Here is a 14,983-nt window from a genome sequence, read left to right on the forward strand (position 1 = left end):
AGGCGGCTGCGCACTTGCTTAGGCTGCAGAATACCGACGAAGGTAGGGATTTTATTAAACAGTCGCTTTCGTACTTTTTCTGGAAGTGGCCTTACAAAAGCGAGGTAATCAAGATGGATAGTCCAGAGGCTTTGAAAAATAAGGGCTACGAATCCTTTGGTGAACACTTTTTTAATGAGGGTGTCAAAAAGGAACGTGAAAGGATTGAGGCTCTAGATGCCAAGAGGGCGGATTATCTTCGTTCAATTGGTGTTTCTGAAGAAAATATTGCTACGATGCTTGCTCTCAAGTAGCGATGTTTAGATAGCCTTATTAAGTCTATAGCTTAAAGGCTCCTCGTCAGGGGAGTCTTTTTTTTCTATTTTACTACACATGAGTAATAATTGCATCAATCACGAATATTACATGCGTCCTAGTGACCGTGTTCTTGCGCTTATTCGCCGCATTTTCCACAATAATCCTGAATTTCGCCATGATTCCTTGAAGCATGTGGCGCGTTTTGCTCCTGTGATTCCGCTGATGGGCGCACGCCCGGACTTGAGCAAGACTCTGAATCGCGTGGTAACGTTTGCGGATGGTTCGAATCCGCTCCATTTCGGTTGCCCAATTATGCTCGCGGCTGGTGCAAACAAGACGGCGAAGCGCATTTGCGATTTTGCCAACATGGGGTTTGGCGGCATCTCAGTGGGAACTGCCACTCGCCACGTCCGCGAAGGAAACACGCACAGACCGCGTATCGGTTTTATCGAGAATGACCGTGCGATTCATAACAGCATGGGTCTTAACAACGATGGCGTTGATGCGGTGACTCGTCGCGTGGATACCCAGATTACTGCAGCTCACAGGGCAGGCATGTGCGTGGGTATCTCCGTTGCCGAAACGCCGGGCATTACGGACGAAAACGAAAAGCTTCAGGACATCGTCGAAAGTTTCTCTATCGCTTACCGCGTGGCTGATTACGTTGAAATCAACTTGAGCTGCCCGAATACGGGGGAGAACCGCCTCGATTTGGACATGACGCTTGTCAATAAGATTTTTACCGCCATCACGGATTATCGCAATAAACAGCCGGTCCGCAAGGCAATTTATGCAAAACTCAGCCCGGATATGCCTGAAAATCACACGGCGACCATCATGGATATGCTGGTGAAGGTGGGCGTGAACGGCGTTGTCATGGGCAACACGTACCCGACAAAGAAAGTTACGGATCTCCCTGTCCATGTGAAGTACGACGATTTGACGCCGCTTCGTGCAGATAACGATCGCGGTGGCATGTCTGGGCGACCGCTTTACGAAAATACGGTGCGTAATGTCAAGTTTATTCGTGAACATTACCCGCAGATGAGCGTGATTGCTTGCGGTGGCATAGACCACGGCTACAAGATTTATGACCTCATCAAGCTCGGTGTCGATGCGGTGCAGTGCTATTCTGTGGTGGCTTTCCGCTGGATGGCTGCCCATGCGATGCGCAAGGAACTTGAAGAAGCTCTCTCGAAAGACGGTTTCAAGTCTCTCGCCGATTACGACGCTAAGAACCCGAAGGGCTAACGAACATTGAAGTTCCGGAGCGTTAAAATATTCCTCGTTGCGCTTTTGCTTGTGAGTGTCCATTCTTTCGCTGGATACTTTATCGAGCAACCCTACGAAAATGCTCCGGTGTCAGATTCGCTTTCGGCGCTCTCGTTTGGGGGTGAACTGGAACTCGTTTATTACTTGGGCTCCGTGCATCCTGGCATTTTGCTGAGTGGCGAGTATCGCTTCCATAAGCACCATTCGCTCGACTTGTTTGGTGTAGCTTTGTTCTCTGGTGATTATCTTGAAGTCGGCTCGGATTGGCGATTCTTTTTCCGTGGAACTCGCGAAGATGATTTTGTGCGTTTGGGAGTTTCGTTTATTTCTTTCGAACGATATGGCAAAAGCTATTTCCCGCCGCGCTTGACACTTGGTTATGGTCGCGACATTACGTTCTTCAAGAATACGAGTTTTTTGTGCCGTATCGAGCTGGATGCAAGTTACATCTTGGGGCGTGCGCTAGTCGATAAGAATGATGAACTTTTTAGCCGTGAAACTCATTTCACTGCTGCTTTGAATATCGGTTTTTATCTCTTTTAAATAGTAATTTATAGGATGGATTAAATGTCGAAAATCATTCGTGCAATTTGTGTTCTCTTACTTTTGTCGGCTTCTGCGTTTGCGGGACCGTGGCTTGGACTCATTTACAAAAAATCCCTCTATGAAAATCACCTTGCGCTGCTTGTTTCTGGCGTGCATCCTGAATCGGGCTGCCTCTCGGCCGGTATTGTTTCGGGTGACTTGGTCATCGGTTTTGATGGCAAGGACTTGGTCAATGTGGCGCAAATACAGGACGTTCTGAAAAAGGCTAAGGTCGGTTCGAAGGTTGCGATTGAAATTTTCCGTGATGGAAAGCGCATCCCGCTGAAGGTGACGCTGACGGAACGCCCGGACGATATTTCTAGCCTTACGGGTTCTGCAATTGGAAGCAAGATGGCTGAATTCGGCAAGAACTTCTACAAGAACGGCGAAAAGAGAAAGGATGCTCCGAAGGCAACGCTTCTCGATTTCTGGGCAACTTGGTGCGGACCTTGCCGCCAGACACTCCCTGTGCTCGAAAAGATCTACAACAAGTATTCTAGCCAAGGGCTCGAAGTCATCGGCATTTCGTCTGAACAGACCAAGCCGCTCCTTGCGTTCTACAAGAAGCAGCATGCTTCGCCGTATCCGCTTTACCGCGATGCGGACCAGGGACTCTGGCGCCGTTACGGGATTCATGCGGTCCCGACGCTCATGCTCCTTGATTCAAACGGCTACATTAAACGCGTCTGGAGCGGCGCCCCGAGCTTTGAAATGCTCGAAAAGCTCGTGCTCGAGGTTCTCGAAAAATAGCTGCGGGGCTTTGTCATCCTGAGCGAAACATCGTGGAGTCGAAGGATCTCTTGATTTTTCGTTGTTTTTGACATGTGCGCGAAACCTTGTCGCGCACTTTTAAAATTTCTATCTTGCGCTGCGTGAAGCGGATTCATCGTACAATTGCGAAACTTCTTGTGGTGAACGGTTACTTGCCGAAGCTTGGGCTTGCCGCGGTAATCGGTTTTGTGACGGGGCTTGTCGCTGTCGCGTTCCATTGGGGGCTTGACCACGCTGTGGATTGGGTTCGCATGCCGTGGACGCTTGGAATTTTGCCGTGGTACGCTTTTGCGGTGGTGCCTGCGATTGGCGGACTTGTTGTCGGGCTTTTCATCCACAAGGTGGCGCATGCGCCAGAGACGGCGGGGCAGGGCACCGACAAGATGATTTATTCTTTCCATCATCAAGGTGGGAATGTTCGTGCGCGCGTGGCTCCGGTCAAGTTCTTTGCTAGTATTATCACGCTTGCGACGGGCGGCTCGGCGGGGTACGAGGGACCGATTTCGCAGATTGGCTCTGGCATTGCATCCACGATTTGCAAGTTTTTTAAGATGCCGCGCATGATGCGTGGACAGTTCTTGCTGGCGGGCACGGCGGCTGGGCTTGGTGCTATTTTCAAGGCTCCGCTCGCGGGAGCGCTCACATCGGTCGAAATGCTTTACCGCGAGGATTTTGAATCGAACGCTTTTGCAACTTCTATCGTATCCTCGGTGGTGTCGTTTGCGATTTACGTCGCGTTTGTGGGGACTGCTCCTTTGATCGGTGGCGTGCCTGCATTCCCGTTTACGGGTGGCGTCGAGCTTTTGGCATGTGCGCTTCTTGGCGTGCTCTGTTTCCCATTCTCGTATTTGTATGTGCGCTTTTACTATGAGTCGGAACGCCGTTTTAGCAAGTGGAAAATCCCCGTTTGGCTCAAGCCTGCGTTGGGTGGCGCGTTCATTTCTCTGTTGATTTTTGCGTACCCGGAAGTTTCGGGTGGCGGCTTTGATTTTATTGACAACCTAATGGCGGGGCTTGTGCCGCATTCGCTGTGGGGCGTTTTGCTCTTGCTCGGTATCGTGCTTGCAAAGATTGTGGCGACCGCTCTTACGGTCGGTTCGGGCGGTTCGGGCGGTGTCTTTGGACCATCGCTATTTATTGGTGGCGTTATTGGCGCTATGTTTGCTGGAATATGCGAACTTGCGTTTCCGGGAGTTATTCGCATGCCTGAGATGTTCATCCTTGTGGGGATGGCGTCATTTTTTGCGGGCGCTGCAAAGGCTCCGATTGCAGGCGTTGTGATGGTCTGTGAAATGACGGGTAGCTACAGCCTGTTGCCGGGACTTTTGATTGCTTCTGTGATGCACATTGCGTTCTCGCGCAACTGGACAATTTACAAGAGCCAAGTGCTTAATAAGTTTGCGTCCCCGGCGCACCGCCGTGATATGGACCGCGAGCTTATCCAGGCGTACGACAAAATCGCTAAGGAATAACACTCGGCATGCGGTTGTCCCTCGGCGGCGTTGTCTGCGCATACGTTGTCCGCGCTGTGCTTTGCTTCTCATGTAATTGAAAAAAGTCGCGCAATCCCGCGCGACCTTCCAACTAAAATTAGCTTCCTACTGTCTACTAACCACTAACCACTGTCTACTTCCTACTTCCTTATGAGCAGCGGAGCACTTGTCCCGGACGGATCTTTTCAGACTTGAGGTTATTCAAGCGCTTGATTTGTTCGACAGATGTGCCGTACTTGTGGGCAATCTTTCCGAGGCAATCGCCACGACGAACTTTATAGAACTTGCTCTTGCCGATTTCCTTCTGGTAGGCGGCTTCGATTTCCTGGAGCTTGTCTGTATCCAGCGTGACGGAAATATCTCTGAATGTGCCTTCGGCGAAATCGTAAACAGTTTCAGGATTGATGTAGATGCCGTTGTAGCGCATTTCGAAGTGCAAGTGGGCGCCGAACGAGCGGCCCGAGTTGCCTCCAACGCCAATCGTATCGCCAGCCTGGAGTTCATCGCCAACCTTGACCTTCCAGCGTTCGAGGTGAGCGTAAAGCGTGGTAAGACCATTGCCATGATCCAAAATCACGTAGCGACCATAACCCTTGCGACGGCCCTGGTTGCGAACCTTGACGACCTTGCCTGCAAATGCGGCGACGATCGTGCGGTCTTCGCCGTGGCAGAGACCGAGGTCTACACCGCGATGCATGCGGTGCTTGCGCGGACCGTAATGACCTGCAATACGGCGGCTTTCCGTCGGGATGATGGAAGTCGTCATGTCGAGGACAAAAAGTTTTTCGGGAGCGCCCGTGGAAGCGGAGTCTGTTGTTGCCTTGATATCGGCATCTGCTTCGGCATATTCGCGTACGGCTTCTTCAGTGTCGAGGCTATCGCTATTGATGCCTTCTTCGGTCCCGAGATTTGCCGTGACTGCTTCTTTGACGCTGACGACAGGGGCAGCTTTGGCTGCGGCTTTAGCCTTGCGGGACTTGGATTTTTTATGAGTAAAGTTGCTTTCGTTGATGACGAACTTTCCGACTGTTTGGGCTTCGGCTTCTGTGGCGAAGTCGTTGATACCATCGATAGTCTGGTTCAATTCTGTACTTCTGGATTCAACGAGACGAGGAACAATTTTTCCCGCCATGTCGTCATCTTTTGCGAAAAGTGCGAGTGGCAGGACTCCTGCAATGAGTATAGTTTTAATTTTCATAAAAATAGGGGGTCTATATATATGGACTCAATAATACTCAATTTTTTGCGTTTTGTCACTACATTTGGGATATTTTTTCACTAGATATTAACAAGAAAACTTTGTGTAACATTATTGTAAATTTGAGTAAACTATCGTGTGCTCAAATTGCAATAAATATGGTCAAAATGTCGGATTTTGTCTTAAAAAAATCCCGCGAATCTCGCGGGAAAGACACTAACCACTTCCTTCTGTCTACTTCCTACCGCCTACTGCGGCGAAGCCGCTAGAACTGGAAGTAAATGAACGGACAACTGTCTGCGCTCATGAACTGGTAAATCACGAAGATGATGAACGCCGTTGCCGCTACCATTCCCGGAATCGGGAGCGATGCAAACGTGATGCGGTAGCGGGACTTCACGCGCTTCGGAATCCAGTGGATAAGCATACCGGCGATGAACACGAGGATAATATTGATGTGTTCCCATGCAATCGGGAGAATTGTATCCCAGCGCCAGGCGGTACCCATCTGGTGGACCATGTTCTTAGCCGTGTTCCAGGCGACTTCGTTTGCTTCTGCCGGGTCAAGGTTTGAGCCTGCGCGGAAGAAGAGACGCGTGAACGTGATGAACACAAACGTGAGCGTCACATTCCAGGCGGTCGTAAGCCACGGCAATTGCTTTTGGCAGAACAAGTGATAGATGATGGTCGAGTAGATGCCCACGAAAAGCACGCCGAACCACACGGCAGTAATGGCGCATATAGGAATCGTGTAGTGCTTGTAGAGGATCGCACTCAGTGCAAAGAAACCAAGTGCAATCGAGGCGCGGACAGTCGCGCTGCGCTTGACCCAGAGCTTGTTGAACACCTGGCCAAAGCCGTTCAAACCGCCCCAGATGATGAAGTTCCAGCTAGCGCCATGCCACCAACCGCCGACAATCTGCGTTGCCATGGCGTTCATGTTCGTGGTAATCGTCTTGCGGGATTCCGGCTTGAAGTAGGCGAAAATCGCAATGTAGAGGAAAAACACGCCAAGAGCGATGCCGACCCACATGCTGCCAGAAAGGAGAATGGCCACAAGGCTCAAGAATCCCATCCAGAAGAACGTGCCGACGGTTGCGTTCCTGTTACCGCCAAGGGGGATGTACAAGTAATCGCGCCACCAGCTAGAAAGCGAAATGTGCCAACGGCGCCAGAATTCGGTCGGGCTCTTGGCCTTGTACGGGCTGTTGAAGTTTTGTGGCAGGCGGAAGCCCATCAAAAGTGCAACGCCAATGGCGATATCCGTGTAACCCGAGAAGTCGGCGTAAACCTGTAAAGAATAGGCGAAAAGGGCAATCAGGTTTTCAAGGCCGGTAAAGAGGAGCGGCGTATCGAAAACGCGGTCCACAAAGTTTGTGGCGAGGTAGTCGCTCAAGATGATCTTTTTGGCGAGCCCGTTCAAAATCCAGAACACTGCCATGCCAAAGGCGCGGCGGGGGAGGAAATACGGCTTGTAAAGCTGCGGCACAAACTTGTCTGCTCGCACAATCGGGCCTGCCACGAGCTGCGGGAAGAACGAGAGGTAAAAGCCAAAGTTCAAAATGTTGTCTACAGCCTTAATCTTACCGCGGTAAATGTCGATGCAGTAGCTCATCGCCTGGAACGTGAAGAACGAAATGCCCACTGGGAGGATAATCGTATCCACGAGTGAATGCGTGTTGAACATTGCGTTGCTTGCGGCGGCAAAGAAGTTGTACACGTGGAGCTCGATGCCCGTAAAGTCGTAAAGTGCGTCCAGGAAGAAGTAGGAGTATTTGTAATAGCAGAGCACCAGCAAGTCGATAATCACGACTATAATCATCAAAAGCTTCTTTTTCCACTTGACCTCGGACTTCTCGATCCACTTGCCGATGAAGAAGTTTGCTATCACGCAGAAGATGAGGATGCACACGTAGCTGCCGCTCGTCTTGTAGTAGAAGAACAAGCTCGTCGCAAACAGGAATGCGTTGCGGAGCAAAAGCTTGCTGTGGACTAACGAGAAGATGGCGAAGACGACCGCGAAGAAACCCCAGAAATAGAACTGGGTGAAGAGTAACGGGGAGTTCGGGTCAAACGCGAATGTGCGGGTCAGGTAGGGGATGATATAGTCAAGCATGATTTTTGGGCTTGTAAATTAGAAAATTATTTGGAGTCCGTCGCACTGGGAGTTGGTGTTGTCAGCGATTCCGCTGCTTGAGCTTGAGGTTTCAGCGGAATTTGAATTTTGGGTTGCGCGGGTTGTGCGGTTTGTTTTACTACTTCAGGCATCGGAACATCTTTATGAGCTGCGGCGGCTAGCTTTGGCATTTGCGGTGGAGCAACCGTTTTTTCGGCAGGCTGTTTGGCTGCTACTTCTTTTTTTGCCGGTGCTGCTGTTGGAGCGGGGGCGGCAACCTTAGCTTGAATTGCAGCGGCTGCCTTTGCATTTGCCGGGGCTGCAGCGGGAGCTGTAGCAGATGCCGTGGCTGTGCTCGAAGCTGTTTTGGCAGACGGTGTTGGCGTCTTTGGGGCTACACTCGATGCTGCCGGAATTGTCTTTGGTGCTGGGGCTGGAGTCGGGGGTGCTGCGGGTTTTGCCTGTGCAACGACCGGAGCTTCAGCAGGGAGGCTTGCTATGTGGTCAAAGTATGCCTGCATCAAAGCTTTGTAGAACATGTCGCCGAGCAACTGGTAACCGGCGGTCTTGAAGTGGACCTTGTCTTTCTTGGCAAGGTCTGCCTTTTCCCACTTGGCCATGGAACCTAAGCCACCCATGATGGAGAACTTGTCCCAGACACCTGCCTTGTGCTTGTCGGCGAGCATAAAGAATGCCTTGCGTGCGACTTCACCGTTCGGGTGCTGCACGTATTTTTTCTTGCGGATCTTGCGGTAGGAATCGTTGTTCGTCTCGAAAATGAAAGCCGTCTTGGGACTCACCTTGCGGATGCGCTTGATGAGCATGTCGTAATCTTCGCGGAACACCTTGTCATTAAAGACTTCGACGTTCGCATCGTTGATGCCGATGGCGAAAATCACGAGGTCCGGCTTGTAATAAGACATTTCCTTTTCAAAGAGCGGGCATGTTTCTTCAAAGTAGTTCGAAACCTTGGCGCCGTTGATGCCGACGTTTGTGTACGTGATGCCGGGGGCGTTGTTCTCTGCCAAGATGCCCGTGAGCGTAAAGTGCGGGCGAGGCGGAACCGTATCTGCAGCGGCAGAATCTAGTGCGGCTTGCAAGTCTTCATCGCGGTTCAGGCAGTTTGTATCGAGAACGTCTTCGCAGTCGCCCTGGAACATCGAGTCTGCGGCAACTGCCTGTGCCATTGGCTGTGCGGAACTTGCCGGAGGCGTAATGCCGAGCGAATCCATGCGCAAAGAATCGGCGACGCGGGCGAGCGAGTCTGCGCGGGCCACGGAATCCTTGTAGAGCGAGTCCGTGATGAATGCGGCGACTTCTGCCTGCTTGGTCGTATCTGCCCAGCGGAATGCAATCTGGATTGTGTCAATTGGACGCGGGCTCGTGAAAACGTAGCTCTGGCTTGAGGCGTCGAACGTTCCAAAAACGTCCATGGAATCGATGCGGAGCACCGGTTCGACGTCGTTGCTGTCGCTATAGCCGAAAACTCTAAAGCTTGTTTCGCCCCAGATGGGTTCGGTATTGTACTTGTCCAAAAGGAGCGTGATTTCGGCACGTGGGTCGCGAGTGCTGATGGCAATGCCAAGAAGTCCGAGCGGTTTAGTGATTTCGTGCTGGACGTTCTTGTTCTTGTCCCAGATGCCTTTATAATAGCTTGCGTAGCTTGCAGGGGTGTTTGTCCTTGCTGCCGAATACGGGAATACGAAACCGCGACCTGCCGAAGCACCCGGATATTCTTTTACCAAGTGTTCGCGGATGCGGCCCGAGATGACGTCTGCCTGCAAGTGCGAACCGCCAATGTGGAGGATGCGCACCTTGCCCCTGTTCTCGAAAACGAGCGTGTCGAGCTTCTTGAAGAACGGCTCGAAACTAGCGCTCCCTTGCGGGAACTGGATGGTATTCAAAGACGTATCGATAAAATCGTATTTCGTAAAGTCAACGTCATAATAGCCCGGGGTGATTTCCATGTCCTTTGCAGAAACCATGGATCCCATGCTAACGATGCCAAGTATGGCAGCAATGACGGCAAGCTTTTTCTTCACTTAACACCCCCTCCGGTATTTAAGGATTTAGCTTTTCTTTGTTCAAATCAATTACTTTGGGCGTGTCGGCATTAGCCTGTTTTTTATCCGAGAACTTTCGGATGTCCTTAAGCTTCGAATCGTTCAGCTTGTGCCTTTCGCGGAACTGGAAGTAATCGTAATACATGTGGAGCGAAGAACAGAACAGATCGCCCATGTAAGCTGCACCCTTGCGAGTGAAGTGGACATGGTCGGTAAAACCGAGTGGCGGAGATTTCTTGACCCACTTGATCATGGCGCCTTCGCCACCCATCACGCGGTGCATATCCCAGTAAGCAAGTCCGTTTTCAAGAGCCACTTCACGAAGCATCTTGATGGTAATGCCAAGTCCCGGATAAGTTTGCCATCTGCCATTAATTTGTTTTGCCATGTCGGCAGGACCAATGAACAAAATGTCTGCATCCGGGTTTGCCCTTTTGACAGCCTGAATTTGTCTGGTTATGAGCTTTTTGCTCCAGTCAAGAGTCTTGGGCGTCATGCTCGGAACCATGTTTCCGCCATATTCCATGATGATGAGCTTCGCATTCATTGCCTTGTAAGATTCGGCAAGGAGCTGGCTATCGATCTTGTGGAATACTGTACCCGAGCTACCGCGCATAGCTACGTTGTCCACAGCGACACCATAAGCACCGTCTACAGAAACGGCATAAATTTCCGTGCGACCGCTCAGGTAAAGCTTGATGTTCGATGTCGTGTCCGGGAGTTTCCACGTATAAACTCTAAGCTTCGTGTATTCGTCCAAAGTCGGATCTGCGGCGGTTTCTTTCTTGTTCTTGATTTTGAACTTGGGACTTCCGTCTGCATTTTGTCCCACGACTTCGTTTACCATGTGTTCGTAGGTAAGGCGAAGCTTCAAGTTGCCACGTTTGGCGGCGAGAACCCTAATGGTAGAATAGCTACCGACGTGCGGGAACATATCCTTTTTGTTTTCGCGTTTCTTGACACCGATGACGGCAGAACCATTGAGTTCGCCCACCTGTGCTAACGGACCATAGCGGTTGTGTGTCGCCTGTTCTTCCTTGGGGCCAAAGACAATGTAACGTTGCATGTTGCCATTGTTCCACTGCGAAGTCGATTGAGACGGAATGTGCATCACGGCAGGGAGCATGCCCGGACCATTACCGCCAAATTCCGTTTGCAAGTCTTCACGGATAGCCGAAGAAATGCGGTCTTCTTCGAGCTGCGAGTCGCCATAGTGGATTATGTGAACAACGCTAGAATCCTTTTGTGCCTTTTGAAGGTTTTCGAAGAAACGATCAAACCACGTGAGGTCGTTGTCTGGCAGGTCAAAGCGAGTACGGCCTTCTCTAAAGAAGTCTTCGTAGTACTTGAGAGAATCTGAGTATGCCGCAAATTGCTTTGCCTTGGTCTCTTCCATCATCTGGCGGATGGCTTCTTCCGGATCTACCTGTTCGACTTTGACGGTGTTTCCAGCGGAGTCCGTTGTCGTTTCTGCCTTCTCGAAAACCTGGGAAAGCTTCGGGTAGCGGAGCGTCGTATCGCCAATATGGATTCCGTCTTCAGGGTAGGCTAGAGCCATCACCCCGAGGACGAGGAACAAAGAAATAATGCTGAGTAATACTTTTACTGGTGTCATAGTTAAGCTTTCAGCTGTTCAACAATCGCGGCGACATCGCCAACGTGCATGGTGCCGTCGCGGAGGTCCTTGAATTCGAACTGACCGGCTTGGGCCTTGTCACCATCGACATAAACGACGATGCTTGCGCCCTGGTAATTTGCCTGTTCCAGCTGCTTGCCCATCTTCATGGTGGCGAGCGGGTGAGAAACAGAGTTGCCGTTTGCGCGGAACACCTGGGCCGTTTCGAAAATCTTCTTCATGTCGTTCGTGAAGCTTGCGATGTAGAAGTCCACATGCTGCTTCGGGCTCGGCAGAAGTCCACGTTCGCGGAGGAGGTCTGCGAGCACAACGTCGCCCATGCCAAAGCCAACGCCCGGGATACGGTCGCCACCGAGCTTTTCGGTGAGGCTGTCATAACGTCCGCCACCTGCGATAGCGCGCATGGATTTACCCTTGTCGAACACTTCGAACACAATGCCTGTGTAGTAGGCGAGGCCACGCACAATGGAAAGGTCGAGGTTCACGCATTCGCTAAAGCCTGCTGCGGCAAGCGTTGCGAAGAGGTCTTCGATTTCAGCGAGAGCTGCTGCTGCGTTTTCGCTCTTGACTGCTGCTTTCACTTCTTCGATGGACTTGCAGCTCATGAAATCGTCGAGTTGCTTGATCTGTGCTTCGGAGAGGCCTGCTTCGGTAAGAGCCTTGGCAAAAGCTTCCGGACCGATTTTCAAGCGACGGTCGAGCACCGGGTAAACGAGCGCCGGGTTCGGGGCGCCAATCTCTTCGAGGTAGGTGGCGAGGAGCTTGCGGCTCGAAACGCCAATCGCAAAGTCAGAGTCCTTGAGACCGAATTTGCGCAACATCGTTGCGATGGAGGCGAGCAAGTCTGCTTCGGCGTAAATGCTTTCGGTGCCGATGATGTCCATGTTCAGCTGGAAGAATTCGCGGAGGCGACCCTTCTGAGCCTTTTCGTAGCGGAACAGGCGTGGCATGGAAAACCACTTGAACGGCTTCTTGAGTTCGCGAGCCTTCTGGATCACGAGGCGGGCGAGTGTCGGCGTCATTTCGGGGCGGAGTGCAATTTCGCGGTCGCCCTTGTCCTTAAAGTTGTAGAGCTGGCTTACGATTTCTTCGCCGGACTTGCCGGTGTAAAGTTCCAGATGCTCAAACATCGGACCTTCGTATTCTTCGTAGGCGAAGCTTTCGGCGACTTTGCGCCATGTGTCAAAAATATAGTTCTGGATGCGTTCAGCTTCCGGGTAAAAATCGCGTGTGCCCTTGGGCAGTTGAGGAATAGCAATACTCATAGTGGGCTCAAATTTAGTAAAGTTACTAGTTAGTCGCTATTGGCTATTACAAAAATGACGGTTTCCAGTGCACTCATTGTCTTCTTGCCTTTAACGGGAAACTCCTTCTCGTATGACAAAGAAATAACATTGTAACGTTGCCGGTTTTACATTTCTTTTGCTATATTTGACACGTAAAATTTTTAATACCTTAAAAGGAAGGTTAATCATGGCAAGAAAGAAGATTGCACTTGTTGGTGCTGGTCAAATTGGTGGTACAATGGCTCTCGTGCTCGCACAGAAGAACCTCGGTGACGTCGTGCTTATCGACATCCCGATGACTCAGGGCATGCCGAAGGGTAAGGCTCTCGACATTATGGAAGGCCGCTCCGTCATCAATTCGTCCGTTGATCTTCAGGGTTCTACTGATTACTCCGCTATTAAGGGTGCTGACGTTGTTATCGTTACCGCTGGTTTCCCGCGTATGCCGGGCATGAGCCGTGACGACCTTCTCGACAAGAACTGCGGCGTTATCAAGACTGTTGCTGAAGCTATCAAGGAAAACGCTCCGGATGCATTCGTGATCGTTATTACGAACCCGCTCGACGCCATGGTCTACAACATGCAGAAGCAGTCTGGTCTCCCGGCTAACAAGGTTATCGGTATGGCTGGCGTGCTCGACTCTGCTCGTCTCGCTTGCTTTGTCGCTGACGAACTCGGCGTTTCCGTCGAAGACGTCAAGGCTCTCGTTATGGGCGGTCACGGTGACACGATGGTTTCCATCATGGAATGCGTCTCTGTCGGTGGCATCCCGGTTTCTCAGCTCATGAGCAAGGAAAAGTTTGCTGAACTTGCAAAGCGTACTGCTGGTGCAGGTGGCGAAATCGTGAACCTCCTCGGTCGCGGTTCTGCTTTCTACAGCCCGGCTACCTCTGCTATCCACATGGCTGAAGCTTACCTCCTCGACAAGAAGAGCGTGTTCTCCTGCGCTGCTAAGCTCAATGGCGAATACGGCGTGAACGGCCTCTACTGCGGCGTGCCGGTTGTCGTTGGTGCAAACGGTGTCGAAAAGATTCTCGAAGTCAAGATGAGCGCCGAAGAAAAGGCTGCTTTCGACAAGTCTGTCGAAGCTTGCAAGAAGAACGCTGAATGGGTTGACGCACATACCTAACCGTTCGCGTCAGAATCAAATAGAAATATGTGAGCGACGCTCACTCTCGCGAAAACGCCTGGCTAATGCCAGGCGTTTCTCGCTCACACGTAATCAGACCGCTCGGCTCTTATGCATGGCGGGGGCTCCGTCTTCGCCTCGCTCTCGCAACCACGCCTCGTTAAATAAATCCAAGCCGAATACAGCAGAAACAAGCTTGCTTGTTTCTATTGTTGAGGCGCCGGTTTATGCGATGAAATCGCAATACGAGGCGTTTGTTGTTCACGGGTTCCATTTAATGTCATTCCCGCCACCGAGTGGGAATTTCCTTCTTAACAAAACGGCCCGCGGGTACTACCCGTGGGCGTTTTTGTTTTGTGCTCAAAGCTTTCTATTAAAACAAAAAAGCCTCCGATTAATCGGAGGCTTTTGAGTTCTTTTAACTAAGATTAGTTTCTGTAGCCGAACCAGTAACCAATGTTGAAGTTGAGGCGGCTGTAAGACCAGTTTGCGTTTTTCTGTGCAATGGAGTAGCCCATGATGTTTAAATCAACAACCTTTTTTTCTTTGTAAAGATCCGTGAGACCGTGCGTGTAGGTAAGGCTGATTTCGAGACCGAAGTTGAATGTTGCACCGATGCCACCCACAATGCCCAGATTAACAGCGCTTGGTTCGTACAGGTTTTCATAAAAATCGTCTTCTGACTGGCTACCCGTATTGAACGATTCTAAAATGTTGAAGTCGAATTCCAAGCCGAGTTCAGCGAAGAAATTGTTCGTGATGTAATAACGGGCGGTCACAGGGAGCAAAACGTCCAAAGAAGAGACCGTCTTGTCGTCGTTAGAAGAAACGGACATGTTGAAGCCGCTGCCGGTATTCTTGTTTTCGGATTCGGAGCTGAGGCGGAGGCTCACGCCGAGTGCCGGGTGGACATAAAGATTGGGGATGATTCCAATCATGGCGTTGTAAGCAAGCGTAAGGTTGATTCTGTATCCCATCAAAGCGTCGAAATCAGGTGCGTCGCTGCCACGGGCGAATTCAGTTGTTTCCGAGAGAGAAATGCCTGAGGTAAACGGTTTGGAAGGTGTTGCAAAAGAACTTGCTGCAAAAGCCAACACGGTTGTTGCAATCAAGAAAATTTTTTTCATTAGATTCTCC

At 50.9% G+C, this 14,983-nt stretch carries 12 protein-coding genes; 6 read left to right on the forward strand and 6 right to left on the reverse strand.

Annotated elements, in window-relative coordinates; all coding sequences use genetic code 11:
- Nucleotides 1-14: 14 nt before the first annotated feature.
- The 5 genes from BUC30_RS06395 (at nt 15) to BUC30_RS06415 (ending at nt 4,397) form a co-directional block, all read left to right on the forward strand.
- Entirely contained in the window at nt 15-293 is a 279-nt protein-coding gene (locus tag BUC30_RS06395; RefSeq protein WP_073424083.1) for a hypothetical protein, read from the forward strand.
- Between the two features lie 79 nt (nt 294-372).
- On the forward strand, nt 373-1,548 hold the full coding sequence (locus BUC30_RS06400) for a beta/alpha barrel domain-containing protein (protein WP_073424084.1): 1,176 nt from the start codon (nt 373-375) through the stop codon (nt 1,546-1,548).
- A gap of 51 nt (nt 1,549-1,599) precedes the next feature.
- A complete protein-coding gene (locus tag BUC30_RS06405) occupies nt 1,600-2,112 on the forward strand; it encodes a hypothetical protein (RefSeq protein ID WP_244536516.1) in 513 nt (170 codons plus the stop codon).
- Between the two features lie 24 nt (nt 2,113-2,136).
- The gene (locus BUC30_RS06410; protein ID WP_073424086.1) at nt 2,137-2,904 is read left to right on the forward strand and encodes a thioredoxin-like domain-containing protein; all 768 of its coding nucleotides are present in this window, start codon (nt 2,137-2,139) and stop codon (nt 2,902-2,904) included.
- A 122-nt stretch (nt 2,905-3,026) separates the two neighbouring features.
- Nucleotides 3,027-4,397: a chloride channel protein gene (locus BUC30_RS06415; protein ID WP_073424679.1), complete on the forward strand. Its 1,371-nt coding sequence runs from the start codon at nt 3,027-3,029 to the stop codon at nt 4,395-4,397.
- A gap of 169 nt (nt 4,398-4,566) precedes the next feature.
- On the opposite strand, the gene BUC30_RS06420 is transcribed toward BUC30_RS06415, so the two are convergent.
- The 5 genes from BUC30_RS06420 to hisS form a co-directional block, all read right to left on the reverse strand.
- Nucleotides 4,567-5,616: a peptidoglycan DD-metalloendopeptidase family protein gene (locus BUC30_RS06420; RefSeq protein ID WP_244536518.1), complete on the reverse strand. Its 1,050-nt coding sequence runs from the start codon at nt 5,614-5,616 to the stop codon at nt 4,567-4,569.
- Nucleotides 5,617-5,881: 265 nt separating this feature from the next.
- Nucleotides 5,882-7,732 carry an MBOAT family O-acyltransferase gene (locus tag BUC30_RS06425; RefSeq protein ID WP_073424087.1) on the reverse strand — a complete coding sequence of 617 codons (1,851 nt, stop codon included), beginning with the start codon at nt 7,730-7,732 and terminating at the stop codon, nt 5,882-5,884.
- A gap of 26 nt (nt 7,733-7,758) precedes the next feature.
- Nucleotides 7,759-9,774 (reverse strand): GDSL-type esterase/lipase family protein, encoded by a 2,016-nt coding sequence (locus BUC30_RS06430; protein ID WP_073424088.1) that lies wholly within the window; start codon nt 9,772-9,774, stop codon nt 7,759-7,761.
- Nucleotides 9,775-9,793: 19 nt separating this feature from the next.
- Nucleotides 9,794-11,410, reverse strand: a complete 1,617-nt coding sequence (locus BUC30_RS06435) for an SGNH/GDSL hydrolase family protein (RefSeq protein WP_073424089.1) — start codon at nt 11,408-11,410, stop codon at nt 9,794-9,796.
- Between the two features lie 2 nt (nt 11,411-11,412).
- Entirely contained in the window at nt 11,413-12,696 is a 1,284-nt protein-coding gene (gene hisS, locus BUC30_RS06440) for a histidine--tRNA ligase (RefSeq protein ID WP_073424090.1), read from the reverse strand.
- Nucleotides 12,697-12,904: 208 nt separating this feature from the next.
- Here hisS and mdh point away from each other — a divergent pair, with 208 nt between their 5' ends.
- On the forward strand, nt 12,905-13,846 hold the full coding sequence (gene mdh, locus BUC30_RS06445; protein ID WP_014547218.1) for a malate dehydrogenase: 942 nt from the start codon (nt 12,905-12,907) through the stop codon (nt 13,844-13,846).
- 428 nt (nt 13,847-14,274) lie between these two features.
- On the opposite strand, the gene BUC30_RS06450 is transcribed toward mdh, so the two are convergent.
- Nucleotides 14,275-14,973, reverse strand: coding sequence for an outer membrane beta-barrel protein (locus BUC30_RS06450; RefSeq protein ID WP_073424091.1), 699 nt, complete (start codon nt 14,971-14,973; stop codon nt 14,275-14,277).
- Between the last annotated feature and the right edge of the window lie 10 nt (nt 14,974-14,983).

The sequence above is a fragment of the Fibrobacter sp. UWB7 genome (assembly GCF_900142945.1).
In the GTDB taxonomy this organism is placed as follows: domain Bacteria; phylum Fibrobacterota; class Fibrobacteria; order Fibrobacterales; family Fibrobacteraceae; genus Fibrobacter.